The sequence below is a fragment of the Hafnia psychrotolerans genome (assembly GCF_014639435.1).
GTDB classification, from domain to species: domain Bacteria; phylum Pseudomonadota; class Gammaproteobacteria; order Enterobacterales; family Enterobacteriaceae; genus Ewingella; species Ewingella psychrotolerans.
This window is the reverse complement of sequence record NZ_BMFZ01000004.1, coordinates 69030-94739: the sequence shown is the minus strand read 5'-3', so window position 1 is coordinate 94739 and position 25710 is coordinate 69030. Positions and strand designations below refer to the sequence as shown.

Annotated in this window: 24 protein-coding genes; 15 read left to right on the top strand and 9 right to left on the bottom strand. The window is 50.1% G+C overall.

Going from position 1 to position 25710, the window contains the following annotated elements; translation table 11 throughout:
• Window positions 1-541: 541 nt before the first annotated feature.
• From IEV89_RS08780 to IEV89_RS08760, 5 genes are all read left to right on the top strand, one after another.
• Window positions 542-1603, top strand: coding sequence for a helix-turn-helix domain-containing protein (locus IEV89_RS08780; protein ID WP_188472611.1), 1062 nt, complete (start codon window positions 542-544; stop codon window positions 1601-1603).
• 291 nt (window positions 1604-1894) lie between these two features.
• The gene (locus IEV89_RS08775) at window positions 1895-2407 is read left to right on the top strand and encodes a Csu type fimbrial protein (protein WP_188472609.1); all 513 of its coding nucleotides are present in this window, start codon (window positions 1895-1897) and stop codon (window positions 2405-2407) included.
• A 14-nt stretch (window positions 2408-2421) separates the two neighbouring features.
• A complete protein-coding gene (locus IEV89_RS08770; RefSeq protein ID WP_188472607.1) occupies window positions 2422-3147 on the top strand; it encodes a fimbrial biogenesis chaperone in 726 nt (241 codons plus the stop codon).
• Window positions 3120-5477, top strand: coding sequence for a fimbria/pilus outer membrane usher protein (locus IEV89_RS08765; RefSeq protein WP_188472605.1), 2358 nt, complete (start codon window positions 3120-3122; stop codon window positions 5475-5477). Before IEV89_RS08770 ends, IEV89_RS08765 begins: the two co-directional genes overlap by 28 nt.
• The gene (locus IEV89_RS08760) at window positions 5477-5935 is read left to right on the top strand and encodes a spore coat protein U domain-containing protein (protein WP_188472603.1); all 459 of its coding nucleotides are present in this window, start codon (window positions 5477-5479) and stop codon (window positions 5933-5935) included. Before IEV89_RS08765 ends, IEV89_RS08760 begins: the two co-directional genes overlap by 1 nt.
• A 347-nt stretch (window positions 5936-6282) precedes the next feature.
• Here IEV89_RS08760 and IEV89_RS08755 read toward each other — a convergent pair whose 3' ends face one another.
• Together IEV89_RS08755 and IEV89_RS08750 are read right to left on the bottom strand one after the other, a co-directional pair.
• Entirely contained in the window at window positions 6283-6588 is a 306-nt protein-coding gene (locus IEV89_RS08755) for a putative quinol monooxygenase (protein ID WP_188472601.1), read from the bottom strand.
• Between the two features lie 47 nt (window positions 6589-6635).
• Window positions 6636-7223: an NAD(P)H-dependent oxidoreductase gene (locus IEV89_RS08750; protein WP_188472599.1), complete on the bottom strand. Its 588-nt coding sequence runs from the start codon at window positions 7221-7223 to the stop codon at window positions 6636-6638.
• Between the two features lie 318 nt (window positions 7224-7541).
• Here IEV89_RS08750 and parC point away from each other — a divergent pair, with 318 nt between their 5' ends.
• The 3 genes from parC to ftsP all read left to right on the top strand — a co-directional run bounded on the left by parC (window position 7542) and on the right by ftsP (window position 12277).
• Window positions 7542-9815, top strand: a complete 2274-nt coding sequence (gene parC / locus IEV89_RS08745; RefSeq protein ID WP_188472597.1) for a DNA topoisomerase IV subunit A — start codon at window positions 7542-7544, stop codon at window positions 9813-9815.
• Between the two features lie 226 nt (window positions 9816-10041).
• The gene (locus tag IEV89_RS08740) at window positions 10042-10785 is read left to right on the top strand and encodes a 1-acylglycerol-3-phosphate O-acyltransferase (RefSeq protein WP_188472595.1); all 744 of its coding nucleotides are present in this window, start codon (window positions 10042-10044) and stop codon (window positions 10783-10785) included.
• 76 nt (window positions 10786-10861) lie between these two features.
• Window positions 10862-12277 carry a cell division protein FtsP gene (ftsP, locus tag IEV89_RS08735; RefSeq protein WP_188472593.1) on the top strand — a complete coding sequence of 472 codons (1416 nt, stop codon included), beginning with the start codon at window positions 10862-10864 and terminating at the stop codon, window positions 12275-12277.
• 89 nt (window positions 12278-12366) lie between these two features.
• Here the strand turns inward: ftsP and dkgA are convergent, their stop codons facing one another.
• Window positions 12367-13188, bottom strand: coding sequence for a 2,5-didehydrogluconate reductase DkgA (dkgA, locus tag IEV89_RS08730; RefSeq protein ID WP_188472591.1), 822 nt, complete (start codon window positions 13186-13188; stop codon window positions 12367-12369).
• Between the two features lie 273 nt (window positions 13189-13461).
• On the opposite strand from dkgA, the gene IEV89_RS08725 reads away from it, so the two are divergent.
• Window positions 13462-14388: an AraC family transcriptional regulator gene (locus IEV89_RS08725; protein ID WP_188472589.1), complete on the top strand. Its 927-nt coding sequence runs from the start codon at window positions 13462-13464 to the stop codon at window positions 14386-14388.
• Between the two features lie 17 nt (window positions 14389-14405).
• Here the strand turns inward: IEV89_RS08725 and IEV89_RS08720 are convergent, their stop codons facing one another.
• Window positions 14406-15104, bottom strand: coding sequence for a DedA family protein (locus IEV89_RS08720; RefSeq protein WP_188472587.1), 699 nt, complete (start codon window positions 15102-15104; stop codon window positions 14406-14408).
• 231 nt (window positions 15105-15335) lie between these two features.
• Complete coding sequence (metC, locus tag IEV89_RS08715; protein WP_188472585.1) at window positions 15336-16532, bottom strand: cystathionine beta-lyase; 1197 nt, start codon at window positions 16530-16532, stop codon at window positions 15336-15338.
• 324 nt (window positions 16533-16856) lie between these two features.
• Here metC and exbB point away from each other — a divergent pair, with 324 nt between their 5' ends.
• Together exbB and exbD are read left to right on the top strand one after the other, a co-directional pair.
• A complete protein-coding gene (gene exbB / locus IEV89_RS08710; protein ID WP_188472583.1) occupies window positions 16857-17792 on the top strand; it encodes a tol-pal system-associated acyl-CoA thioesterase in 936 nt (311 codons plus the stop codon).
• 6 nt (window positions 17793-17798) lie between these two features.
• Window positions 17799-18227, top strand: coding sequence for a TonB system transport protein ExbD (exbD, locus tag IEV89_RS08705; RefSeq protein ID WP_188472581.1), 429 nt, complete (start codon window positions 17799-17801; stop codon window positions 18225-18227).
• 94 nt (window positions 18228-18321) lie between these two features.
• Here the strand turns inward: exbD and IEV89_RS08700 are convergent, their stop codons facing one another.
• Complete coding sequence (locus tag IEV89_RS08700) at window positions 18322-19140, bottom strand: shikimate 5-dehydrogenase (RefSeq protein WP_188472578.1); 819 nt, start codon at window positions 19138-19140, stop codon at window positions 18322-18324.
• Between the two features lie 127 nt (window positions 19141-19267).
• Between IEV89_RS08700 and alkB the strand changes: the two genes are divergently transcribed.
• Window positions 19268-19924, top strand: a complete 657-nt coding sequence (gene alkB, locus IEV89_RS08695; RefSeq protein WP_188472569.1) for a DNA oxidative demethylase AlkB — start codon at window positions 19268-19270, stop codon at window positions 19922-19924.
• 66 nt (window positions 19925-19990) lie between these two features.
• On the opposite strand, the gene IEV89_RS08690 is transcribed toward alkB, so the two are convergent.
• On the bottom strand, window positions 19991-20848 hold the full coding sequence (locus IEV89_RS08690) for an SDR family oxidoreductase (RefSeq protein ID WP_188472567.1): 858 nt from the start codon (window positions 20846-20848) through the stop codon (window positions 19991-19993).
• A gap of 108 nt (window positions 20849-20956) precedes the next feature.
• On the opposite strand from IEV89_RS08690, the gene IEV89_RS08685 reads away from it, so the two are divergent.
• Both IEV89_RS08685 and IEV89_RS08680 read left to right on the top strand, forming a co-directional pair.
• On the top strand, window positions 20957-21373 hold the full coding sequence (locus tag IEV89_RS08685; protein WP_188472564.1) for a winged helix-turn-helix transcriptional regulator: 417 nt from the start codon (window positions 20957-20959) through the stop codon (window positions 21371-21373).
• A gap of 162 nt (window positions 21374-21535) precedes the next feature.
• On the top strand, window positions 21536-22024 hold the full coding sequence (locus tag IEV89_RS08680) for a cold-shock protein (protein WP_188473240.1): 489 nt from the start codon (window positions 21536-21538) through the stop codon (window positions 22022-22024).
• A gap of 80 nt (window positions 22025-22104) precedes the next feature.
• On the opposite strand, the gene IEV89_RS08675 is transcribed toward IEV89_RS08680, so the two are convergent.
• The gene (locus IEV89_RS08675; RefSeq protein WP_188472563.1) at window positions 22105-23640 is read right to left on the bottom strand and encodes an MFS transporter; all 1536 of its coding nucleotides are present in this window, start codon (window positions 23638-23640) and stop codon (window positions 22105-22107) included.
• Window positions 23641-23770: 130 nt separating this feature from the next.
• Here IEV89_RS08675 and IEV89_RS08670 point away from each other — a divergent pair, with 130 nt between their 5' ends.
• On the top strand, window positions 23771-24652 hold the full coding sequence (locus tag IEV89_RS08670; protein ID WP_188473238.1) for a LysR family transcriptional regulator: 882 nt from the start codon (window positions 23771-23773) through the stop codon (window positions 24650-24652).
• 85 nt (window positions 24653-24737) lie between these two features.
• Here IEV89_RS08670 and yghU read toward each other — a convergent pair whose 3' ends face one another.
• Window positions 24738-25589 carry a glutathione-dependent disulfide-bond oxidoreductase gene (gene yghU, locus IEV89_RS08665; RefSeq protein WP_188472560.1) on the bottom strand — a complete coding sequence of 284 codons (852 nt, stop codon included), beginning with the start codon at window positions 25587-25589 and terminating at the stop codon, window positions 24738-24740.
• Between the last annotated feature and the right edge of the window lie 121 nt (window positions 25590-25710).

Sequence of the window (25710 nt, the reverse complement as noted above, 5' to 3'; positions counted from 1 at the left end):
CGACCAAACGTCAGTGATAAGCCGTGTTCCATTTCCCGCAAGAGTCATCCGGGCAATGAAGTGGGGCTTCATTTTCCAGGGAATTGCACCTCTAAATTCGCGCTATTCAGTAAGCCGGTGGGACCAGGAACCAAGAGACATTTAAAAAATGCATTGTTATCGTCATGCCTGGAAATTTCTTTAGGGGGATATCTACCTTTGGCCGAAATTGAAGCTATTACGTCCTAATGTGCAGCTAATTTGAACTCCTCTAAAATCGGTTAACGGTTTATATTTCTATGTCTAAACACAATTTTCTCTATGTCATTTATTTATAACCGTGCATTATCGGAATATCGTCTTATCGGTTATTTTAGTTACCAGGTTGTAACCGTATATTTAAAATTAAAAAACAGAAAAGACAGGTTTGATATTATAAACATATTTGTGTATGGGTATTGCTCACAATAGAACACTGTAGTGTATGGAAGTTGTAAGGTAATAGTTATACCCGTGCGAGTGAAGAAAAAACGTTTATACTAACTTTGATAAAATGGAGAATATGAACATTAAAAAAATTACAGTCTTCATCTCGTCAGGTTGCTGTCTGGGAGAGGTTATCAGATTACTAGAATTGATCACGCCGCTCATAGAACCTATGAATTTAAAAGACTGTAAAAGTACATCTAGCCCGCTTCAGATTTATTCTTTATGCGGAGGGATTATATTTTCCCCATCGTCCAGCCTAATTTTTATGGATAGTCAAAGGATTAAGTCTCGGGAAGTTTTTCAGTCTGACATACTTATTATCACGCACAGTAAAAAAACAGATGATAAAAACACTGAATTAGTATCAGATTGGTTACGGGCTGCATGCCCCAGAGCTAAGCAAATTGTTGCGCTTGGTTCAGGCACACTAACGCTTGCAAAAGCAGGTCTGTTGAATCGCCGAAGTGTAACGACGCATACAGCAGCCGCTGCATCACTGGCAAAAGAATACCCCCTATTACGTGTCGATCCATTAAGCGCCTTAAAAATCGATGGGAATATTATAACGACGAGTGAAAATGTCAATTTGCTGGACTTGGCTAATGTGTTGTTAAAAGCCGCCTATCCCAAGAATCATCATCATATTCCTTGTCCAAAAAAATGTTCTAACTTGATGCTCGTTACTGATGTACCCCCTATCGACATTCGACCTAATTCGATATCGCATCGTATAATTTTATGGTGGATTAAACACATTGATGAAAATATCACTATGGAAAATTCAGCATCTTTTCTATCAATGAGTGAGAGGAATTTTCGTCGTCATTTTAAGACGGAAGTGGAGTATCCACCTTATCTTTTCTTATTGCTAATGCGATTAGAGCTTGCACGCCAGGAGTTGGTAGACAGTAATTTGCCTGTCGATAAAATCGCCAGGCGTGGTGGGTTAAACGACGGGCAACAGTTAGCAAGGGTATTTAGAAAGTTTATTATAACTTCCCCACATAAATATCGAATGGATGTCACCACAGGTCAACTCCCTCTCCCACATCCTTCTTACTCAGCGCTTTTTAATGGTCAAACAATACCATATTGGCTTAGAGAACTCCAAATTGAAGCAAAAGGTGATTTTTAGTTTTAGCCATAATAGCAAGACATTGTTAAGTTTATTTGTTTTTTTAACTTAATAAATAAACCTTATTCATGAGGATTATTAAAAAAAACCACTATATATCTTTGTGTTTTCTTTGTATTTTCTTTGTTAATGCTATTTCTCGTCGAAGTAATTATATGGCCAACAGTGCAGTTGTTTTGTCCGAAATTGAAGTGCTTTAAATGTAATATTTAAGATAAAATGGTTTATCGTTACTATGAAATCTACCTTTAAAAATATAAAACCGTCATTCTTTCTATTTAAGGAATTATAATGCTAAGTAAAATTTCTTTCAAAGTTAGTGCTCTGTCAATTGTTATTCTTGGTGCGTCCATTTCTACCACCTGTTTTGCCGCAGGAACACAGAGTGCAAATATTGCTGTTACAGCTTCAGTGGAGTCAGCATGCACCATTGCCACCACTCCACTTGCTTTCCCTGCCTATACAGGTAGCGCAGTCGTCGATACTACGGCAACTCTATCTATCACTTGCACCAATGCTGCACCTTATGTTTTGGCTCTTGGCGCAGGTACGGGGACGGGTGCGACTACCGCTATACGAGTTTTGACCAGTGCCACAACGTCATCTGTACTTAATTATGGGCTATACAGTGATGCCGCGCACACCAGTTCTTGGGGTGATACATCGGGTACAGATACAGTGGCAGGCACCGGTAATGGCGAAGTTCAAGACGTCACTGTTTATGGTGAAATCGCAGCCAATCAACTCTCCGCTCAGGTTGCTACGGATTATACTGATACTGTCGCTGTAACAGTGACTTACTAGTGAAGACTCATTGAATGTTGATTAGAATGGTTCTTGTCCGCGCAATTATGTTGGCAGTCATGTGGGCGATGGTCTCCCAGGCTTACGCGCAAGCATTGGCGATTGTACCCATTCGTCAAAATTTATCATCAGACCATCGTTCTGCTAGTTTTAAGTTAACGAATACTTCCGAAAGTTCTGCATTAGTACAGATACGTTGTTACCGTTGGGTACAGAAAGGAAATGACGATACCTTTCTTCCAACCTCTAATCTTATTATCAGCCCAACATTCGCGACTATTGGACCAGGGAAGTCTCAGACTGTGCGTTTGCTCTTACGCACTGTTGATGAAAATGATGAGCAATCTTATCGTGTCGTATTTGATCAGATACCCGATCACGTCGGTAATAAAGTTCAACTTACTTTACGCTTCAGCGTACCTGTGTTTGCTTCAAACAGTGTTGAAGCTAAATCCGACGTACAGTTTCGCATCGAGCGTGAGGGCGATAAACTGGTATTGGTGGCGGCCAACCGCGGTTCTTCTCATAGTATTCTGTCGAAAATTACCGCATCCACAAAAGGAGGTGAGGTATTACAACTTACCGGTCCTAGTATGCCGTATATATTAGCGGGTAATGAGCACCGATGGGACATCAGAAAAAAACGTAATTTATTAAATATGGGTTCTCGCATTCATGTGGTGAATTTAGGGCCTCAGAATGAATTGGACCAATGGGTAAGTCTGGGCCCAGAAAACTGATGTTATGGCAGGAAAACTATCCAATATTTAGTGTATTTATCATTGCACTGTTTTGCCCGTCTACAATACTGAGTAAGGAATCAATGGGTGATTTATTACTTAATGTCATTGTCAACGGGCAAGACCATAATAATATTCAGGAAGTTGTCCAAAAAGATGGTTTGTTTTATTTTACTAAAACACAATTTACCGACTCAGGATTAGTGGCGAAAAAAAATCCCGAAATTGAAGATGACGGATTAATATCACTGGATAATATAGAAGGTAGTTCGTGGTATTTAGACGAAAATGCACAAGCCTTGTTCATCACTGTGCCAGTCGAAAGTCAGATTCCACAGCAGTTGAATACCCATAACTTACCACCAAAAAAGAATCCGTTTCAAAGCAATACCGGTGCAGTCTTTAACTATAATTCTGAGTTTACTCGTTCCGCTGGAGAGAATAGCAACAGTATTTCAGCTGAGTTGCGTCTTTTCGATAAGCATGGTGTATTAAGTAATAATGCAACAAAAACTCAGAATGCCTATATACATAAAACAGTAAGACTTAATAGCACCTATAAAATTTCAGATCTGGGAACCATGCGAACCTGGAACACTGGCGACTATATAAATAGTGGATTAGCGTGGACCCGTCCAGTACGGATGATTGGCATGCAGATGACCACTAACTTTGGATTGCGGCCCGATCTGGTGACGTATCCGCGACCAGGGATCCGTGGTGAAGTCGCCGTTCCATCATCGCTGGATATTTATGTCAACGGAATTCACCAAATGTCCACTCAGGCTGAGCCAGGGCCATTTGAGGTTAATCAATTACCGGTCACCGATGGTGGTGGAGAGGTATCTATGGTGATTAAGGACGCCAGCGGAAGGAAGAATATCCAGAATTTACGGTTTTACACGAGTAACACCCTGTTGCAGAAAGATTTGGAATCTCTAAGTTTTGAAGTTGGTTCTGTGAGACGACAATATGCCAGTCGCTCTAATGATTACGCCGGAGGTGCTGCCTCAGCAAGTTACCGTCGAGGCATCGCTTCTTGGCTAACGATGGAAAGCCATCTTGAGGCAAGTGAAAAAGTCGTAATGGGCGGTTTCGGCACCCATCTGCTTGTGGACGATTTCGGTGTATTATCCGCTTCGCTTGCAGTGGGTGGGTCGTTGCAAAAAAATGGCAGTCAATACGGTTTAAGCTTCTCCCGTAATGTACATGAATTAAGTTACGGATTTAGTCTATTGAAAGCTGACTCAAGTTTTTATGATTTGGCAGCGGCTTATGGTGAAGGAACCCCTGGAACGACATTACGTATAAATATGGGTTTTCCCATAGCAGGAAAAGGCTCACTTGGGCTAGTTTACGCGCAACGACTAGTCAATTATTACAATGATTATAATTATGAATCAGAACGCGTTCAGACCTCTACGTTATCAGCTACCTATTCAACTTCTTTGCCATTCTTAAGTGCATTTGGCTACATTACATTGTTGCATGATTTTAATTACCATAATAATAGTGGCGTGTTTTTAGGGTTTTCCATGCCATTGGGACAAAAAACGATGGTTAGCATGAGCACAAATATAAGTGGAGGGAGTAGCAATCAAAGTTTGCAGGTAAATCACTCCGCAGTTCAAAAAGGGGATATGAGCTGGAACTTAACAGAACAAAATGGCTCTTCATCTATGCAGTCAGCAGGTCTTGAATATGAATCCCATTTCGGATTGATGGGAGCCCAATTCGAGCAAGGTGCTTCAGGGCAATCGTTACGCACAACATTGCGTGGCGCTATTACTGAGATCGATGGTCATGTTTTTGCAACTAATACCATACAAGACAGTTTTGCTTTGGTAGATACCAATGGCCTATCTGGGATCGAGGTTTTTCAAGAGAACCGTTCTGTCGGAAAAACCGACAAAGAGGGTCTGCTTTTTATTGGAGACCTTCGCTCATATGAGCTCAATCATCTCTCAATCAATCCCAATGATGTGCCAATGGATGTTTCTCTGGAGACTGACACTGTCGACATAACGCCTAAAGAACAGTCCGGTGTTTTAGTCAAGTTCCCTATACACCAAACGCGTGGCGCGACATTACGGCTGGTTGATGAACACCATATCCCAATACCTTTAGGCAGTCTGGCAACACTAATCAATAGTAGGTTGAAAGCGATGGTTGGCTATGATGGGATGACTTATTTCGATGAATTGGTTGAACATAGCAAACTCAAAGTGACCATTGATGGCCGTCCTGACTGCTATGTGAATTTCGATTACAAACCAAAGGTGGGTTCTCTGCAAGAAATAGGGCCTTTAATATGTATTAGTGGAGTCTGATGATGAAATTAAGATACTTACTATGCATTACGCTGATGTCAATTTCCGGAGAGGCGTTAGCCTATCATTGTGAAATATCATCCACGCCGTTAACTTTTGGCTCTATAGAGGGGGTTGCGGGAAAAGAAAGGCAAACTACCGCCACCCTTACTGTAGTTTGTCGCAACGGAGATACGTCTGCTAATGTAGAATATAAAATAATTATAGATAGCCAAAATATTAATTCTGAGCATGAAATGACATCGGGTTCTCACAGCAATTTTTTTAATACATATAAAACAGCAAGCTATCAGGAAATATGGGGTAATAGCGCTCCAAACATTGTAAGTGATAGTTACAGCATTGCTGCTAATGATACCGTTTCAAGAACTTATACCGTCTATGCAAAGATGAAAACGGGACGGGATGCTCCCCCCGGTATATATATAGCTAATATGATAGCCCGACTCTTATATTAATTAGAAGAGTAAATAATAAACGAAGGCCCCTCATTTTTTTACTCTTCTTTTCTCATGCCGGTGAACAGTACTCCGACAAAGCGAAGCCGCTATCTAACAGCACAATTTACGATGAGCCTGCACCGATATTATCGTTGAGCAGGATAGTCTATTTTACCAACCGGCAGACTTACCGGGGGATTACTGTTCAGCTTCACCCTAAAAAACACCGGCGCTGTAGAGCCTCCGGTGTTTTGTTTATGAAGGTTATGAAATGGCAGACTTTAGAGGAAACACAGGGATGATGTTTCCACAGGGACGTCTCATCCCTGTAGTTGCGCCGTGTATCTTAGTCTGGAATCCAATCATCACGCTTTTTCGATGATATGGATCACCACATCCAGTACGTCAGCTTTGATATTTTCGCGGTGCTGGTCCATATGCGCGGCTTGTTGGTGTGCTTCAAGGTGCGCTAGACTTTTCCACTCTTCGAGCATGAAAATGGAATCTGGAACGGTTTTGCGCCATGGGATCTGACCGTTGAAATCAACGTAGGGCTCATAGCGATGACAGCCTTTCTCTGCGAGAACACTCGGTAACAGTGCTGTGATTTTTTCTAGTATCGCGTCGCGGCGGCCTGGCTTTACTTTGATTTCTGCAATAACAGTGATCATAAAATCCTCTTGGTGCCTCTCGGAAAATGTCGATGCGAAGACTAAACTTAAGCCTGTCCAAACACATATTCAAGGTGCGCACGGTAACGAGCAAAATGGCCCTCGACATTCGGTTGCTTGATGACGTCGTTACACATGAAAGTAGGCAGCGTATCCAGGCCAATGAACTGATTGGCTTTATGCTGTGCCAGATACACGCCATCAACGCCCACACCGTGGAAAAATTGCTCTTTATCTTCAAAAGCTTCCTGCGGAGCATTCCATGTCACGGAGAGCATGTAGCTCTTGCCCTGTAACAAGCCGCCTGAGCCATATTTCTGCGTAGCGTCTGAACGGGTACGGCCATCGCTGGCGTACAGTTTGCCGTGACCTTCGGTGAAGACCTCATCAATATATTTTTTCAGTGTCCATGGCATACCCATCCACCAGCCCGGTTGTTGATAAATAATGGTGTCTGCCCACAAATAACTTTCAATTTCGGTCTGGACGTCATACCCCTCTTCCAGCACGGTTATACGCACGTCGTGGCCGGCGTCGCGCAAGAAACGTGAGCCGACGTCAGTCAGGCTGTTGTTCAGTGCGCCTTTTGAGTGGGCGAAGGTTTTGCCGGCATTAATAATCAGGATATTGCTCATGTTGTAGGGTCTCGTTGATAAACTGTTGTCAAACAGTCTACTCAAAACTTTATCGCAGAAAAATGTGATATTGCGCACAATACTATTGACTCAGATGCAATAATGGGGCGACTCAATAGGTGTTAAGAACAATGTAAGCCACTTTATAGACAACTTCCACGCGGGTAACGGGCAGTATCACAGCAACTGTGACAGGAATGCGGCAGATGATGTACTATCGCGGACACCATCGCCACGTAGCGGGCAATGTTGTGTCCCTGCAAGTGTGAGCCTCCTTATTTTCCAAAACGATAACGCCACGGGTCTGAGGATTAATCAATGAGCGAAATAACTCATGACGGTACAGAGCGTTTAGCGCTGCACACGTTTACTGAGAACGCCTATCTCAACTATTCCATGTATGTGATCATGGACCGCGCGCTGCCGTTTATCGGTGACGGCCTCAAGCCGGTGCAACGCCGCATTATTTATGCGATGTCCGAACTCGGCCTGAGTAATAACGCCAAATTCAAAAAATCCGCCCGTACTGTCGGTGACGTGCTAGGTAAATATCATCCGCACGGTGACAGCGCCTGCTATGAAGCCATGGTGCTGATGGCACAACCCTTTTCTTACCGCTATCCGCTGGTCGACGGTCAGGGGAACTGGGGGGCGCCGGATGACCCGAAATCTTTCGCCGCCATGCGTTATACCGAATCGCGTCTGTCAAAATACGCCGACGTACTGCTGCGCGAGCTGGGTCAGGGTACGGTCAATTACGTACCGAACTTTGACGGCACCATGCAAGAGCCCAAAACCCTGCCAGCGCGTCTGCCGAACATTCTGCTGAACGGTACGACAGGTATTGCGGTGGGGATGGCAACGGACATTCCGCCGCACAATATTCGTGAAGTTGCTAACGCCGCTATTGCGTTGCTGGAAAAACCGGGCAGTACGCTGGAAGATTTGCTGGAATTCGTCCAGGGGCCTGACTTCCCGACGGAAGCCGAAATCATCACCCCGCGTAACGAAATCCGTAAAATTTATGAATCCGGCAAGGGCTCTGTGCGGATGCGCGCTGTGTGGCACAAAGAAGACGGTAGCGCGGTCATCACCGCTTTGCCGCACCAGGTGTCAGGTGCCAAAGTGCTGGAGCAAATCGCCGCCCAGATGCGTAATAAAAAGCTGCCGATGGTCGAAGATCTGCGTGATGAATCCGATCACGAGAATCCAACCCGTCTGGTGGTGGTGCCACGTTCCAACCGTGTTGATCTCGAGCAGGTGATGAGCCATCTGTTTGTTACCACCGATCTGGAACGTAGTTACCGTATCAACATGAACATGATTGGTCTGGATAACCGCCCGTCGGTGAAAGGGCTGGTGGAAATCCTGACTGAATGGCTGTCCTACCGCCGCGATACCGTGCGCCGCCGCCTGAACTTCCGTCTTGATAAAGTTCTGAAGCGTCTGCATATCCTCGAAGGTTTACTGACAGCCTTCCTGAGCATTGACGAAGTTATCCATATCATCCGTACCGAAGATGAACCTAAACCGGTACTGATGGCCCGCTTTGATCTGAGTGAAACGCAGGCCGAAGCGATCCTTGAGTTGAAATTACGCCATTTGGCAAAACTCGAAGAGGTCAAAATTCGCGGTGAGCAAGCTGAACTGGCGAAAGAGCGCGATCAGTTACAAGCGCTCCTTGGGTCGGAACGTAAGCTCAGCACGTTAATCCGCAAAGAAATTCAGGCCGATGTTGAGGCCTATGGTGACGATCGCCGCTCGCCCATCACCGAGCGTGAAGAAGCTAAAGCCATGAGCGAGCATGATTTTGTGCCGTCTGAGCCGGTCACCATTGTGCTTTCTCAAATGGGCTGGGTACGCAGTGCGAAAGGCCACGATATTGACGCGAACGGTCTGAGCTACAAAGCCGGTGACAGCTTCCGTGCTGCGGCCAAAGGCAAGAGTAACCAGCCGGTGGTCTTCATTGACTCCACCGGACGCAGCTATGCGCTGGATCCGATGACGCTGCCTTCAGCACGTGGTCAGGGCGAACCGCTGACGGGGAAATTAACCCCACCGCCGGGCGCGACGATCGAACAAGTGCTGATGGCGCCGGACGATCAGAAACTGCTGATGGCCTCAGATGCGGGTTACGGCTTTGTCTGTACCTTCAACGATTTAGTGGCGCGTAACCGTGCCGGTAAAGTGATGATCACCTTGCCAGATAACGCCAAAGCACTGCCGCCAATCGAACTGCACGGTGACGACGACATGTTACTGTCGATCACCGCTGCGGGACGTATGTTGCTGTTCCCGGTTGCTGATTTGCCGCAGCTGTCGAAAGGGAAGGGGAATAAAATTGTATCAATTCCTTCTGCGCAGGCGGCATCGGGCGAAGACAAACTGGTCTGGCTGCGGGTGTTGCCACCGCAAACTTCACTGACCCTGTACGTCGGCAAACGTAAGTTGACCCTGCGACCGGAAGAGTTACAAAAATTCCGCGCAGAACGTGGTCGCAAAGGCACTCTGTTGCCACGTGGTCTGCAACGTATCGATCGTATTGAAACTGACTCGCCATTGCGTCAGTCCATGGGCGACAGTGAAGAATAACGCGATCAGGTAACCGATCCCGGCCGGATGATTCAGGGCACATTAGTGCCCTGAATGCGTTGTTAAAGTGAGGCCGCTTCGACGTTACAGCAGAGCGCAAAAATTTTACAAATGTATTAATAAAACCGTTGTGTAGCGCTGACTGAGGCCTGAGAATAGCCCAGCGCGGAGGAAAGGGGGCTGCGGGGTTTTCTGCGGGCTCCGGCGGTATGCTTAAGAGGATGTTATGTTATTTATTTTGCGTCTGATCATCGTCGTTATCTATTCGATTCTGCTGTCTATTTTGGGTTGCATTTATTGCCTGTTCAGTCCGAGAAACCCGAAACATGTGGCCACCTTCGGCCATATGTTCGCGCGTCTGGCGCCGGTCCTGGGTATTACCCTGGAAAAGCGGATCCCGCATGAAGCAGCGCATTACGGCAAATGCATCTATATTGCCAACCATCAGAACAATTATGACATGGTTACCGTTTCGTCCATGGTCCAGCCAAGAACTGTGACCGTAGGCAAAAAAAGCCTGGCATGGATTCCGTTCTTTGGTCAGCTCTACTGGTTAACGGGTAACTTGTTGATTGATCGTGATAATCGCGCTAAAGCCCATACCACTATTTCGCAGGTGGTGGATCATATCAATAAGAAAAACATCTCCATCTGGATGTTCCCGGAAGGAACGCGCAGCCGTGGCCGTGGCCTGATGCCATTTAAAACCGGTGCCTTCCATGCGGCAATTTCAGCCGGCGTGCCGATCGTGCCGATCTGCGTGTCCAACACCAACGATACAATTAAGCTCAACCGTTGGTCCAATGGGCTGGTCATTATTGAAATGCTGCCGCCGATTGATACCTCACAGTATGGTAAAGAGCGGTTGCGTGAGCTCTCCAATCACTGTCATCAGGTTATGGCTGACAAAATTGCAGAACTTGACGCCGAAGTCGCCCAGCGGCAGGCTACAGCCAAAACGAAAAAGTAGTCCTCCTTTTCCGCTCTCAGCCAATGAAGGCAATGGGGCGTTAACATGTTTTTGATTTTGTTTTCATGGAGAAAATATGTCTCTCAGTCGTCGTTCATTCCTGCAAGCATCTGGCCTGGCACTCGCCGCAGGTGCATTGCCGCTGAGGGCACAAGCGAGTGGATCGCAACCAGCATTACCCGTTCCGCCATTGATAGAGTCCCGCCGTGGGCAGCCATTATTTCTGACCATGCAGTCAGCCCACTGGTCGTTCCTCGGGGGGAATAAAGCGCCGGTCTGGGGATTCAATGGTATGTACCTTGGACCGACGGTGCGGGTCTACAGCGGTGATGACGTCAAGCTGATTTACAGCAATCGCCTGTCTGAACCGGTGTCGGTAACCGTCAGCGGCTTACAGGTACCGGGAACGCTGGCTGGTGGGGGCGCACGCATGATTTCGCCGGGCGTCGACTGGTCACCGGTTTTGCCTATCCGCCAACCTGCCGCCACGTGTTGGTATCACGCCAACACGCCAGGTCGCATGGGGCCGCACGTCTATAACGGGCTGGCAGGGATGTGGCTTATTGAAGATCCGGTCAGCAAAAGCCTACCGCTACCAAACCACTACGGTGTCGATGACTTCCCGGTGATCATTCAGGACAAGCGTCTCGACAACTTCGGCGTGCCGCAATATGACACTCCGGCGTCAGGCGGGTTCTTTGGGGACACCATGCTGGTCAATGGTGTTCAGGGGCCATTTGTCGAGGTTTCACGGGGCTGGGTGCGCCTGCGTCTGCTTAATGCATCTAATGCCCGGCGCTATCAGCTTAGCCTCAGTGACAATCGCGCTTTCCATGTGGTGGGCTCCGATCTTGGCTTCTTACCGGCACCGGTAAGCGTTCAGCGGCTCTCTCTGGCACCGGGCGAGCGCCGCGAAGTTTTGATTGATATGTCGCAGGGTGACGAAGTGTCCATTACTGCCGGTGAAGCTGCCGGTGTGATGGACCGTCTCCGCGGCTTGTTCGAACCCTCTAGCATCCTGGTTTCTGCGCTGGTATTGACGCTTAAACCGACAGGCCTGTTACCCTTGGTGACCGACAATCTTCCGATGCGGTTGCTGGCCGATCAAATCCTCACTGGCAGTGTCTCCCGTACCCGTGAATTCCGTCTGGGTGATAACCCGCCGGGCATCAATGGTTCTCTCTGGGATATCAGCCGTATTGACGTCACGACTCAGCAGGGTTCATGGGAGCGCTGGAATGTACATGCTGACATGCCGCAACCGTTCCACGTTCAGGGCGTCTCCTTCCTGGTGAAAAGCGTCAATGGTGCTACGCCGCTGGTGGAAGATGCCGGATTCAAAGATACCGTGTGGGTCGATGGTGATGTCGAACTATTGGTTTACTTCAACCAGCCATCCTACGAGCATTTCCCATTCCTCTACTATAGCGGAGCGCTGGAGATGGCCGACCGCGGCTCTACCGGGCAGATGGTCATCACGCCGTCGGTGTAACGCCGGTAAGTACCCGTCAGTCTACGTCAGACATAAAAAAACCGCCGTGGCGGTTTTTTGCTTTCAGTCATGCTGAAGACAGACGCGAATTAAAACGTGTCTGGATCCGGGCCTAAACGTTTACCGGCATCCAGCTTGGCGACTTCTGCTAATTCTTCCTTCTCTAGTTTGAAATCAAACACGTCAAAGTTTTCGTGAATACGTTTTGGCGTCACGGATTTAGGGATCACAATCAGGCCGTTGTCCAGATGCCAACGGATCACCACTTGCGCCGGGGTTTTATCATACTTTTCCGCCAGCTTTTGGATCAGTGGCTGGTTGAACACGCCTTCGCCGCCTTGTGCCAGCGGGCTCCAGGATTCGGTAGCAATATTGTGCGTGGCGTTCCAGGCATGCAACTGACGCTGTTGCAGCAATGGATGCAGCTCAATCTGGTTCACTACTGGGAAGATCCCGGTTTCATCTTTAAGTTTTTGCAGATGCGGGATGTGGAAATTACACACGCCGACACTCTTCGCCAACCCTTGTTCCTTCAGCGTCTGTAACTGCTTCCAGGCTTCGACAAAGTTGCCCTGATCGGCTTTCGGCCAGTGAATCAGATAGAGATCAATATAATCGAGGCCTAACTTCTTCAGGCTGGTTTCCAGTGCTGCTTGTGCATCCAACTGGTCATCATTCCAAAGTTTGGTGGTAATGAACAACTCTTCACGCGGGACGGTTATGGCCTTCAGCGCGTCGCCCACGCCCTCCTCATTTTTATAAATCGCAGCGGTATCTATGTGGCGATAACCGGCGTTGATCGCGGTGGTGACGGCGTTGCTTGCTTCTTCGTTGCTGGCCTTCCATACGCCGAGTCCTAACTGAGGCATTTTGTTGCCATCGTGAAGTTTAATGATGGGTTGCGTTGCCATGAGTTTCTCCAGTTTAACCGGGGGGGTTATAGTCAGATGTAATCAGATGAAGGTTTTGCAAAACCTCAGGTGCTTTCTAAAGCCTAGCAGCTAGCAGCATTTGTGCTGATTTCTGTCACGCCCTCAATATTTAATTAACACCCTAACAATATCCTGGAACAAAAATGATGCTCATTCCTGTCTAAAACTTGCCTGTTTCTGTTAAACCCTGTAGGAAATAGCGCATCCATGGCAAAATCAGTGCCGGATCATTGAGAGTGAAGGAAGTGGAGAATGGTAGATGTTGAGGCGCTTTGTACCCGGCTGGCGTTGCATGTTGCCCGGTTGAGTGGCGATAAACTGCTCAGCCAATCGATCGTGCCGCAGGTTTCGCTAATGCACACCAAGCGGCATCACCCACGCACGCCCGTGCTGTATAACCCCGGCCTGGTGATTCTGTTTCAGGGCAGTAAAATCGGTTATCTGGGTAAGCGCACATTTTCCTATGATCCCAAAAACTACCTGATGCTGACGGTGCCATTACCTTTCGAATGTGAAACCTTTGCTACGACAGCGCATCCGCTCGCTGGGATCCAAATCAGTATTAACACCGTCATGTTGCAAGATTTGCTGATGGACATGGAAGAGGCCGGTTTTACCGGACAAAAAGATCAATCGTCTGGTATCAGTTCTGGCGTGCTGGATGAAGACATTCTGTGCGCCGCTGAACGCTTGCTTGATGCGATGGAGAAACCTTTACGTGCCAAAGTGTTAGGTCCGCAGATCATCCGTGAGATCCTGTTTATGGTGTTAACCAGCGACAACGGTGGCGCTTTGCAGGCGCTGGTTAACCGCCACACACACTTCGGCCAGATTGCCAAAGCACTGCGCCGTATTGAAAGCCAGTACGCTGACAACCTCAGCGTTGAGCTGCTGGCCAGTGAAGTCAACATGAGCATCTCAGCGTTTCACCATAACTTTAAGGCGGTCACCAGTACCTCGCCGCTGCAATATCTGAAGACCTACCGGCTGCATAAAGCGCGGATGATGATTATGTACGACGGATTGAAAGCCAGTTCGGCGGCATTGTGCGTCGGCTATGAAAGTGCGTCGCAGTTTAGTCGGGAGTTTAAGCGTTACTTTGGCGTGACGCCCAGTGATGAGATGGCGCGGGCGCGCGAAGGTCACTCGATGACATTAGCGGATACGCTGATCCGATAATAGGCATAAAAAACCCGCTATTCAGCGGGTTTGGTTTTGCACTTACCGGCAGAGAGCGTGGATTTACATTTTCGTTTCTTCCAGACCATCAGCAGTGCGCCTGTCAGCCCCAGCACTAAAAGCAATACCGGCAAGATCATCAACCCAGCCATCACCTGATCTTCATGGCGTTTGACAACCGGAATATGGCTAAGGGCGAAGCCCAGTGAAATGACCACGCCGACCCACAACAGTGCGCTTAGCCAGTTAAACAGCTGGAAGCGGGCATTACTCAGTCCCGAGATACCGGCGATGGTTGGCAGTAGCGTACGAACAAATGCCAGAAAACGGCCAATCAGCAGCGCCATTAATCCATGCTTTGTAAACAGCTCATGCGCGCGCTGATGGTAATGTGCCGGAAGCTGTAATAGCCAGCCTTTCACCAGTTTAGTATGGCCTAACCAGCGACCCTGAATATAACTCAGCCAGCACCCCAGGCTAGCGGCAATCACCAGAATGATCAGTGTTGGTATAAAACTCATCACTCCTTTTGCAATCAACGCACCGGTTAATAATAGCAGGCTATCACCCGGTAGGAATGAGGCGGGAAGCAGGCCATTTTCGAGGAAAAGTGTCACAAATAGAATGGTATACACCACCCAAAGTACTTTGGGGTCAGCGAGGACGCTGAAGTCATGCTGCCACAATGCATGAAAAATATCGTTCAGTACTGCCATAGTCTGTCCTGTCAGGGTTCTGTGAAAAACGGCCACGGGGTCAGTGTAACGCAGATCGGTCGCGCCGAGGTTGATCTGAGGACAATGTTCAAGAGCAGTAATATTCAACGTAGCTATAGAAGTCTCATACGTCATTCGCTGAGGCTATGCCTTTACGCAGACAAATTAATGACATCTCCTGAGCTAAATATCGACAAACAGGATGCGAATCTGCGCTGTCTGTCGCAATCATCAGCCTTTAGCGGCAATACGGCGGAAGGCGTTCTCCAGGTCGGCGAGCAGATCGTCGCGATTTTCCAGGCCGATATGTAGCCGAACCAGAGTACCGCTGAAGTCGACGGTTTCTGCCGGGCGGATCGCTTGGATCTCTTCGGGTTGGTTGGCCAGCACCAGTGACTCGAAACCGCCCCACGAATAGGCCATGCTGAAATGTTCGAAGTGGTCGAGATAATCCGCCAACTGTTGATCACTCAGCCGTTGTTTCAGCACGAAAGAGAATAGACCGCAGCTGCCGGTGAAATCACGTTTCCAGAATGCGTGACCGGCGCTTCCTGGTAGCGCAGGATGGTTGACCCTTGCCACTTCCGGGCGCTCTGCCAGCCACTGTGCTATCTGGATGCTACTCTCTTCATGTTGACGCAGGCGGATGCTGAGTGTGCGCAAACCACGGCTGGCGACGTAAGCTGTATCGGCATCGACCATCTGGCCCATCAGGTAGGAGTGTTCACGCAGCTGTTCCCAGCAGCGCGCATTACTGACGGCGGTGCCGATCATCGCGTCAGAGTGGCCGATGATGTACTTGGTGCCAGCCTGAATCGAAATATCGATATCAAACTCCAGCGCTTTAAACAAAATTCCTGCCGCCCAGGTGTTGTCGATCATCACCACAACGTCCGGGTTCACCGCACGGACGGCGCGAACCATCGCCGGAATATCGGGCATTTCCATGGTGATTGAGCCTGGCGCTTCCAGGAACACCACTTTGGTGTTCGGCTGCATCAACGAACCGAGTTCACCACCAATCGTAGCCGGGAAATAGGTGGTGCTGATGCCGAGCTTTCTCAACACTTTTTCGGCGAAATCCTGTGTGGGTTCATAGGCTGAACCTGCCACCAGAATGTTGTCGCCGCTGGAGACAAACGACAGAATAGCGTTGCTGACCGCTGCCGCGCCGCACGGGTAAAGTGCACAACCCGCACCGCCTTCCAGTTCGACCATCGCCTCCTGGAATGAGAAGTGAGTCAGCGTACCGCGACGGCCATAAAACAGTTCACCATCGGCGCGGTTTTTGGTGGCATGTTTTTTATCGGCTACCGTGTTGAACACCAGTGATGAGGCTCGCTGGATCACGGAATTAACAGAACCCAATGTGTACTTTTTGTCACGGCCAGCGCTGATCAGTGTGGTTTCGATTTTTTTCGAAGACATATGCCTGTTTCACCCGTTTATTATCATAACGGCCAGCGTCATCCGGCGCGGCCTTGTCCTTGCTATTAATTTAACATGCACTTGAGGTAGGGTACGGTTTTTGGCCGATGAATGAAAAAATTTCCGCTATACGTTTTAACAAAGCCTGCCCGGCAGGCTGATATCCCCCCAAAATGCACGTTACTGGTCAATAATATGGGCGTGTCGAACTGCGATAATGTAAATAATAATGAGAACCACTATCAATTCGAGCTTCTTTTTTGATATGATTTGGCGCTATTAATCCCCGTACACATTGATTCTGGCTGGAGGCGACGCTTGAAAATGGCTCGCAATAAGATGAAAGAGATGGCGTCATTTTTGATGTCATTAGTTTTGGTAGCCTGCTTCGCAGGCAACGCTTACGCGGCGCCTTCTTCGGCGGCAGCTGAAGCTGTAACACAGACCGCCCAACCGGCCGCCAGCACCAACGAAACGCCTACGGCAGTGACGCCGGTCAACGCTGTGCCTGTCGACAATGTGGCAGCGCAGCCAGTGATCCCTAAAGATCTCTCCGTGCTTGGTATGTATCACCATGCTGACGTGATAGTGAAAATCGTGATGATTGGGCTGTTGCTGGCCTCGGTGGTAACCTGGACACTGCTGTTTAGCAAAGGTGCGGAAGTGTGGAGCGGCAAACGCCGTTTGCGCCGTGAGTTCGCCGCGCTGGAAACGGTACGTACGCTGGATGAAGCCGCTGAGCAGGCAGAAAATTTTGACGCCAACAGCATCAGCAGCCAAATGGTGCGCGATGCTCAAAACGAACTCGAACTGTCAGCGGGATCCACCGACAACAGCGGCATCAAGGATCGTACGGGTTTTCGTCTGGAGCGCCGCGTCAGTGCTGCCGGCCGCCATATGGGCCGTGGTAATGGTATTCTCGCCACTATCGGCGCGATCTCCCCGTTTGTCGGCTTGTTCGGTACGGTTTGGGGCATCATGAACAGCTTTATCGGCATTGCACAGACGCAAACCACCAATCTTGCCGTCGTCGCTCCTGGCATTGCGGAAGCTCTGTTGGCCACTGCCGTTGGCCTGATTGCCGCGATCCCCGCGGTCGTCATTTACAATATCTTCGCCCGTACCATCGGCTCTTACCGCCATCAGGTGGGGGATGTGGCAGCGCAGATTTTACTGTTGCAGGGACGTGATCTGGATCTGGCCGCCAGCGCAGGTGAAACACCGCGGCCCCTGGCCGATCGCCAGTTGCGCGTAGGGTAATCAATCATGGCCATACGTTTAAATGACGATCTCGACGAAAGTGGTGAAATGCATGACATTAACGTCACGCCTTTTATCGATGTGATGTTGGTGTTGTTGATCATCTTCATGGTGGCCGCGCCACTGGCGACCGTTGATGTGCGAGTCGATTTACCCGCCTCGACCGCTAAGCCGCAGCCGCGCCCGGAAAAGCCGGTGTTCCTGACGGTGAAAGCTGACAAGCAACTCTATTTGGGGGACAACGCTGTTAATCGCGATAACCTCACTGAACAGCTTGATCAACGTACTCACGGTGACAAACAGAGCACCATTTTCTTCCAGGCTGATAAGTCGGTCGATTATGAAACGCTGATGAGCGTGATGGATACCCTGCGAAAAGCCGGTTATCTGAAAGTCGGTTTAGTCGGCGCAGAGCAGATTGGTGCGGTTAAGTAATCACTTTTTTCGTCTCAATATAGATGGCCCGCGATGAAATTTCGGGCCGTTTTCGTGCATTCTGTTGGTGCGTGTCCTTATCTTTAGGCGTACGTCATCCCCGGGCGTGCGTCGCGGCTTGCGCAATCAGGGCATCATCCGGGTGTTTTCCGGTATACAACACGAACTGTTCTACCGCCTGAAGCGTCGCCACCTCGGCGCCTGTGATCACCTGCTTATGGTGCTCACGTCCGTAACGGATTAGCGGTGTCTCCACCGGCAGAGCCACCACGTCGAAGATGATAGAAGCTCGCTCGATCACTTCCGGTTCAAAGGCCAGTGAATCCGCCTCGGGGCCGCCTGCCATGCCAATCGGCGTGACGTTGATAAGCATATCCACCGCTAAACTACCCACGTCGCTTTTCCACGAGTAACCGTATTCCTGCGCCAGTTCACGGCCATTTTTTTCATTGCGGGCAATGATATAACCATTTTTGAAACCGGCATCGCGAAGTGCAGCGACGACGGCTTTACCCATACCACCGCTGCCGCGCAGCGCGAACACGGCATCATGTGGAACCTGGTAGCTGTTCAGCAATTTAGCCACGGCGATATAATCCGTGTTGTAGGCCCGCAGAACACCGTCGTCATTAACGATAGTATTGACCGACTGGATGGCCGTGGCGGAAGGATCGAGCTCATCCAGAAACGTTATGCAGGCTTCCTTGAATGGCATTGATACCGCACAACCTCGAATACCCAGCGCCCGTACGCCTTTAACGGCCGCTTCAATATCCTTCGTAGTAAACGCCTTGTAGATGAAATTCAGATCCAACGCCTGGTACAAATAGTTGTGAAAACGGGTGCCGAAGTTGCCCGGACGCCCAGACAGTGACATACACAGTTGGGTGTCTTTGTTAATTTCGCGGCTCATAGTGCCTCCTGGATAAGAACTGATTTGAATCGTTAACCAAACCTTAGCGGAAACGCGCTGTATACCGCCAGCCTTAACGCATTATTTAAGGTATATACTGATGGGATAACGCTTTCAGGAGGTGGACATGAATTTGGATCTTTTCGACCACCCGGATTTCCATCCTCACTGGCGTGAGGAGTTAGCGCCCGGCGCAGTGGTGCTGCGTGGTGGTGCGCTGCAAGATGACGCCGCATTACTGGCCGAGATCCAGCGTATTGCTGATCTGGTGCCGTTCCAATACCGTGCGACGCCTGGTGGATACGAGATGTCCGTCGCCATGACTAACTGCGGCGATGTCGGTTGGGTGACTGATCTTCAGGGATATCGCTATCAGGCAACGTCGCCTGAGAATCAACAGCCGTGGCCCGCGATGCCGCCACTGTTTTATGCACTGGCGGTGGAGGCTGCTGAGCAGGCGGGTTTCTCTTACTTTCAGCCGGATGCCTGTCTGATTAATCGCTATCAGCCGGGGGCTAAAATGTCACTGCATCAGGATAAGGACGAACAAGACTTCGGCGCACCGATTGTTTCTGTCTCCCTTGGCTTGCCGGCGACATTTCAATTTGGTGGCCTGGAACGCAGTGATAAAACTCAGCGGGTGGCGCTGACCCACGGAGATATCGTGGTGTGGGGCGGACCGTCACGTCTTCGCTATCACGGTATTTTGCCTCTAAAAGCAGGCGAGCATCCGCTGACGGGGCAATACCGCTTCAATCTCACGTTTCGCCACGCGCTGCGGTGAAGGTGAGGGGAAATACGGCCTGTTATTCGATGTGTGGTAAACAGGCCGACAAATGACACCTAAGAATCAGAGAGATTTCAGCGTCGCAGCAATCACATCTTTGAAGGAGGTTGTCGGACGACCAATCAGTTTGCTTAATGAATGTGAATCATCAAACAGGCCCCCTTTTTCAGCACCAGCATCAGAATCCGCCAGCATAGTCGACAAACCTTCCGGTAAGCCCGCATCCACCAGCGCTTTAGCAAACTCGGCTTCCGGCAGATTCACATAATCCACTTTTTTGCCTGATTGTTGCGCGATTTCTGCAGAGAACTCAGCCAGCGTATAGGATTCGTCGCCCGCCAGTTCGTAGACCTTACCGGCCTGATTATCCAGACTCAGCACCGCCGCTGCCGCTTCGGCATAGTCCTGACGCGTCGCAGAAGAAATACGACCTTCGCCTACGGAGCCGATAAAGGCATTGTGTGCCAGCGCCGGCGCCACGCTCGCCGCGTAGTTTTCGGTATACCAGCCGTTACGCAGCAGTACAAAAGGTACGCCAGATTCGCTTAACGCTTTTTCTGTTGCGCGATGTTCCACGCCCAGACCCAGCGGGCTTTTATCTGCGTGCAGCAAACTGGTATATGCCAGCAATTTAACGCCCGCACGTTGTGCCGCCGTGATCACGGCTTGATGTTGCGCTTCGCGCTGCCCCACTTCACTCGACGAAATCAGCAACAGCTTTTCGACGCCTTTAAACGCGGACTCCAGCGTGGCGGGCTGGCTGTAATCTGCCTGACGCACTTCCACACCCAACGCCGCCAGATCTTGTGCTTTTTCAGGGCTGCGTACAGCAGCAATAATTTGATTAGCAGGAATTTTTTTCAGAAGCGCTGTGATAACAAGGCGGCCTAACTGGCCGGTAGCACCGGTAATTGCAATCATGTTGTTTCTCCAAAAAAGATTTATTCAAAAGAGGTCTTCACGACACTGGCTCTGAAAGCATCTTATGCTATACACTAACTTTTTGTAAGTACGCACCAAAAGGTAAGTATGCAAGTCATTCCGTCTGAAAAATTTTATGAACCTTTGACGCTATCGGAACAGCTCCGACAGGGAAAAGTCCTCGATCCGAATTGTCCGTCGAGGGAGATCCTCCGTCACGTGACCAGCCGCTGGGGCTTACTGATTTTGATCGCCCTGAGCGAAGAAACACTGCGGTTCAGCGAATTACGCCGCAAAGTTGGAGGTATCAGCGAAAAAATGCTGGCCCAGACGCTTCAGGTTTTGGAAGAGGACGGTTTTGTTGACCGACGTTCGTATCCGGTCGTTCCGCCACACGTTGAGTATAGTTTGTCGCCGCTGGGGCTCGAGGTTAAAGAGCAGGCGACCGGACTGGCCGACTGGCTAGAGTTTAACCTTCACCGTATCCTGAAACAGCGAAGTCTGCGGGTGTTGGGCCGCGAATGATTAACACCAGAAATTTGGCAAGCACAGCAAATTTTTTATCTATCCTTGATTCAACCTGTCGACTTTAGGGCGGTATTGCGGTAAATCGCAGGACTTTAGGCACGAACTGCATTAGACTGCGCGCTGCAAAATTTGACATGTTGAACGATTAATTAGGCGGTTATAGCGATGAACGGGACAATCACAACCTGGTTTGAAGATAAAGGTTTCGGTTTTATCAAAGATGAAAACGGCGATAACCGTTATTTCCACGTGATTAAAGTCGCCAACCCTGAGCTGATCAAGAAAGACGCCGTGGTGACGTTCGAGCCGACGACCAACAATAAAGGCCTTGCGGCTTTCGCGGTAAAAGTCGAGCCAGAAAGCCGGTACATTTTCATTGCCGGTGAGCGTATCAAAATCACCAGTATCAAGTCTTTTCTGGCCTACAGCGAAGAAGTGCCTGCGGAATCTCAGATCAATAAAGAGAACGCGGTACTGTCAGTTGGCTTGCTAATGAACCGTATCCGCCCGAAGGAAGAAGAAGAGAAGCAAGCAGAGACACGCACGCTGAAAAAGCTGGCAGTCACCACCTTCCAGAACACCACCTTCATCTTCTCCGAAGACGAAATTGACGTTGATGCCACGATGAAGATCCTCAAAGCGCTGTAATTTGCACGTCTACCGGTGCGGCAGTTTTTACTGACTGCGCCGCACGGGTCTGTTTTTCCTTCCTGATTACTCTGTTAGCGTCAGCAGCACCGTATATTGTTGTCGCTTCCTGTCGCCGTCTCTTTTCCTGCCAATGTCAACAGCACCACCACCGCCGATAGCAGCGTGATCGCCACCAGACACAGCAGCAGATGATGCAGCGAAGCGCCATATATTTGCTGTAACTGCATGACGCTGGCATCGGGCAGCAGGCGCTGTGCCTGATGTAAATTACCTGTCGCCAGTCGTTGGCTGGCTTCTGCGATCCCTGCGTCGGAGAAATGCGCTGCCAGGCCGCCGTGCATAAACGCTGCCAGCAAGGCACCGACCGTCGCCAGTGAAATCCCTTCCCCCGCCACGCGCGTGGTACTGAAAATCCCGGTCGCCATACCGGCTCGCTCTTTTGGCACCACGCTGACCGACAACCCGTCCATCAAACCCCATGGTATGCCGGTGCCCAGCCCGATCAACAGCATCGGTAAAATCATCTGCTCCACATTTTGCGTATTGACCGCCACGCTCAGCCACCATAAACCCAGCGCCGCCAGCACTAAACCCGAGGTGCAGAGCACGCCTGCGCTTATCCAGCGGGTCAGCCATGCAGCAATCAGCGGTACGGCCACCATCGGCAATGATAGCGGCATCATCATCAGCCCGGCCTGTTGTTCACTCAGACCCGCAATGCCAATAAACTGCATCGGCAGAAGCACCAGCAGGACCACAAAACAGAAACCGGTCGCCAGCGGTAAGGCCTGCACGCCGATAAACCGTGGGAAACGAAACAGCGACAAATCCAGCATCGGATGTTTCACGTGCAGTTCCACGGCGATAAACAGCGCCAGCAGCAGCGCCGCGCCTCCGAGCATCGTCAGAACCGGCAAGCTTTGCAGACCGTACTGTGGAATCTCCATCAATGCCCAGGTCAGCAATGCCAACATGGCAGTGAAGGACAGCGTACCGGGCCAGTCAATACCTGCGGCGTCAGGATTGCGTGACTCCCGCATCCGCCATGCGCCGGTCAGCAAAGAAAGCAGGGCGATCAGGGTGGAGGAGAGAAACACCGCACGCCAGCCGAAATGCACAATCAGCAAACCCGCCACAAACGGCCCCAACGCCAGCCCGATCCCAAAACTGGTGCCGAGCAGACTGAATGCACGGGTGCGTGCTGGCCCATCGAACTCTTGCGCCAACGCTGCGGAGCCGCCCGCCAGTGCGGCAGCGGCGGCGATGCCTTGCGCACCGCGCAGTAAATCGATCTCCACCAGGCTAGTGCTGAAACTTTGCAGCAGCGAAAGCAGACCAAACACGGCCACGCCGCAGATGAATACCTTTTTACGGCCAAACTCATCGGCCAGCGCACCGGTGGCCATCAGAAAACAGCCGAAAGTGAGCATAAAGGCGTTGGTTATCCAGCTTAGAGCCTGGGCGCTGCCGCCTAACTCGCGGGCAATGGCCGGTGTTGCCACCGCACCGCTGACAAAATTCAGCGGCATAATCATCCCCGCCAGACAGAGGGTGAACAGCACGCTGGACGAGCCTGAAATGTGAGACGTGGGGTGAGGTTTAGGTTGAGTCATGGTCGTGTCCATAAAACAGGAAAGTGACTGAGATGATAAAATGTCTACAATGTTGCCGAAACAGGCTTACAGTCCGGATATTACGGACAGAATGGCTCGTATAGCGTTTAAACATTCAGCGGTGATCATGATGGAAAATCTTAACGGCATACTGGCGTTTGTTCGGGCTGCACAGCTTCATAGCTTTGTAGCCGCGGGAGAACGCATGGGCATCTCCTCTTCGGCGGTGGGTAAAAGTGTCGCCCGGCTGGAGGGGAAACTGGGTGTTCGGCTCTTTAACCGCAGTACCAGGCGAATCAGTCTGACTGATGAAGGGCAGCTGTTTTTTGAACGCTGCCAGCAGATCGTGGCACAAATTGAGGAGGCGGAGCAGGAGCTGTCACGCGTCTCTGCGGAGCCTCGGGGCAAGCTACGCGTCAGTATGCCGGCTATCGGTTACCGCATGTTATTGCCGCATCTGGCCGAGTTCATGCGCCGCTACCCGCAGGTAGAACTGGAGTTGGATTTCAGCGATCGCATGGTGGATTTAATTGCGGAGGGTATTGATGTTGCCGTGCGCAGCGGCGAACTGCCCACATCGCAATTGATGTCGCGGCGGCTGGGACCTTTTCATTTTGTGATTGTCGGTAGCCCGAGCTACTTCGAGACCAACCCTGCGCCGCTGACGCCAATGGATCTGCAACACCACGCCTGCCTGCGCTATCGTTTTCCGGCTAATGGACAGTTGCAGCCCTGGGCGGTCAACAGCCCGCAACCGCTCACTCTGCCGGTCGTGCTCAGTAGTAATAATCTGGAGGCGTTGTTGCAGGCGGTGCAGCAGGGTGTCGGGCTGGCTTATGTCCCTGAGTTTTTGGTGCGTGAAGCGTTACAACGAGGCGCATTGCTGTCCGTGCTCGGTGATTATCTCAACGATAATGGCAAGTTTTCTGTGGTTTGGCCCAGCCGCCGCCATATGCTGCCTAAAGTGCGGGTATTTATTGATTTTCTGACGGAAAATAAGCCGTTGGGTTAACGCGGAAAGCCTTAACCTGATTGGCAATAATAAAAAGGGGGGGGAGAGGATCCCACCCTTTTTGCTTTCTACATCGACAACCCCATTACGATATCAATTTGTCATCGAAGTCTGACGCATCATGGCGCTCTTCCAGTTGCAGCGCCGGTTCGCCCCAGGTGCGGTTCACGATGCTACCGCGTTTAACCGCTGGACGCTTCGCGACTTCATCGGCCCAGCGCTGGAAATGCTTGTACGACGCGATGTCGAGGAATTCTCCCGATTCGTACAGGCCACCTTTTGCCAGATTGCCGTACCACGTGAAGATGGCGATATCGGCAATCGTATATTCTTCACCAGCGATAAAGCGATGCTCTGCCAACTGGCGATCAAGCACATCGAGTTGGCGTTTAGTTTCCATGGCGAAACGGTTGATGGCGTATTCGATTTTCATCGGCGCGTAATGGTAAAAATGTCCGAAACCCCCACCAAGATACGGCGCGGAGCCTTGCAGCCAGAACAGCCAGTTCAGGGTTTCGGTGCGACCGGCGAGATCTTTTGGCAGGAACTGACCGAACTTTTCTGCCAGATACAGCAGGATATTGCCGGATTCAAATACGCGGATTGGCGGCGTCACTGAATTATCGAGCAGGGCAGGGATTTTGGAGTTTGGGTTCACATTCACGAAGCCGCTGGAGAACTGATCGCCTTCGTTGATGCGGATAATAAAGGCATCGTATTCTGCACCGCTTTCACCCCGCTCCAGCAACTCTTCCAGCAGGATCGTCACTTTCTGGCCATTCGGCGTGCCGAGCGAATACAACTGCAAAGGGTGTTTGCCCACTGGCAGCGTTTTCTCATGCGTCGGGCCCGCTATCGGGCGGTTAATGCTCGAGAACTTACTGACGTCGTCTTTGTTCCAGGTCCAGACTCTAGGTGGCTGATATTGTTCTGACATGAGGATGCTCCGTTTCCCCGTGATACTTCAAATCGCAGAGGCTGACTGTCGTCAATAAACCGACTTGCGTCGGTTTATTGGGATCCCGCCATGTGTCGACCAGATGCAACTCGAATTATTT

What these genes read in the sequence shown, in the direction of transcription:
- IEV89_RS08675 (WP_188472563.1), bottom strand. Translation starts at nt 23,640, where the DNA reads ATGACTCAACCTAAACCTCACCCCACGTCTCACATTTCAGGCTCGTCC.
- exbD (WP_188472581.1), top strand. Translation starts at nt 17,799, where the DNA reads ATGGCCATACGTTTAAATGACGATCTCGACGAAAGTGGTGAAATGCAT.
- parC (WP_188472597.1), top strand. Translation starts at nt 7,542, where the DNA reads ATGAGCGAAATAACTCATGACGGTACAGAGCGTTTAGCGCTGCACACG.
- IEV89_RS08760 (WP_188472603.1), top strand. Translation starts at nt 5,477, where the DNA reads ATGATGAAATTAAGATACTTACTATGCATTACGCTGATGTCAATTTCC.
- exbB (WP_188472583.1), top strand. Translation starts at nt 16,857, where the DNA reads ATGGCTCGCAATAAGATGAAAGAGATGGCGTCATTTTTGATGTCATTA.
- ftsP (WP_188472593.1), top strand. Translation starts at nt 10,862, where the DNA reads ATGTCTCTCAGTCGTCGTTCATTCCTGCAAGCATCTGGCCTGGCACTC.
- IEV89_RS08770 (WP_188472607.1), top strand. Translation starts at nt 2,422, where the DNA reads ATGTTGATTAGAATGGTTCTTGTCCGCGCAATTATGTTGGCAGTCATG.
- IEV89_RS08775 (WP_188472609.1), top strand. Translation starts at nt 1,895, where the DNA reads ATGCTAAGTAAAATTTCTTTCAAAGTTAGTGCTCTGTCAATTGTTATT.
- IEV89_RS08765 (WP_188472605.1), top strand. Translation starts at nt 3,120, where the DNA reads ATGGGTAAGTCTGGGCCCAGAAAACTGATGTTATGGCAGGAAAACTAT.
- alkB (WP_188472569.1), top strand. Translation starts at nt 19,268, where the DNA reads ATGAATTTGGATCTTTTCGACCACCCGGATTTCCATCCTCACTGGCGT.
- IEV89_RS08670 (WP_188473238.1), top strand. Translation starts at nt 23,771, where the DNA reads ATGGAAAATCTTAACGGCATACTGGCGTTTGTTCGGGCTGCACAGCTT.
- IEV89_RS08755 (WP_188472601.1), bottom strand. Translation starts at nt 6,588, where the DNA reads ATGATCACTGTTATTGCAGAAATCAAAGTAAAGCCAGGCCGCCGCGAC.
- IEV89_RS08720 (WP_188472587.1), bottom strand. Translation starts at nt 15,104, where the DNA reads ATGGCAGTACTGAACGATATTTTTCATGCATTGTGGCAGCATGACTTC.
- dkgA (WP_188472591.1), bottom strand. Translation starts at nt 13,188, where the DNA reads ATGGCAACGCAACCCATCATTAAACTTCACGATGGCAACAAAATGCCT.
- IEV89_RS08780 (WP_188472611.1), top strand. Translation starts at nt 542, where the DNA reads ATGAACATTAAAAAAATTACAGTCTTCATCTCGTCAGGTTGCTGTCTG.
- IEV89_RS08685 (WP_188472564.1), top strand. Translation starts at nt 20,957, where the DNA reads ATGCAAGTCATTCCGTCTGAAAAATTTTATGAACCTTTGACGCTATCG.
- IEV89_RS08740 (WP_188472595.1), top strand. Translation starts at nt 10,042, where the DNA reads ATGTTATTTATTTTGCGTCTGATCATCGTCGTTATCTATTCGATTCTG.
- IEV89_RS08700 (WP_188472578.1), bottom strand. Translation starts at nt 19,140, where the DNA reads ATGAGCCGCGAAATTAACAAAGACACCCAACTGTGTATGTCACTGTCT.
- IEV89_RS08690 (WP_188472567.1), bottom strand. Translation starts at nt 20,848, where the DNA reads ATGATTGCAATTACCGGTGCTACCGGCCAGTTAGGCCGCCTTGTTATC.
- metC (WP_188472585.1), bottom strand. Translation starts at nt 16,532, where the DNA reads ATGTCTTCGAAAAAAATCGAAACCACACTGATCAGCGCTGGCCGTGAC.
- yghU (WP_188472560.1), bottom strand. Translation starts at nt 25,589, where the DNA reads ATGTCAGAACAATATCAGCCACCTAGAGTCTGGACCTGGAACAAAGAC.
- IEV89_RS08750 (WP_188472599.1), bottom strand. Translation starts at nt 7,223, where the DNA reads ATGAGCAATATCCTGATTATTAATGCCGGCAAAACCTTCGCCCACTCA.
- IEV89_RS08725 (WP_188472589.1), top strand. Translation starts at nt 13,462, where the DNA reads ATGGTAGATGTTGAGGCGCTTTGTACCCGGCTGGCGTTGCATGTTGCC.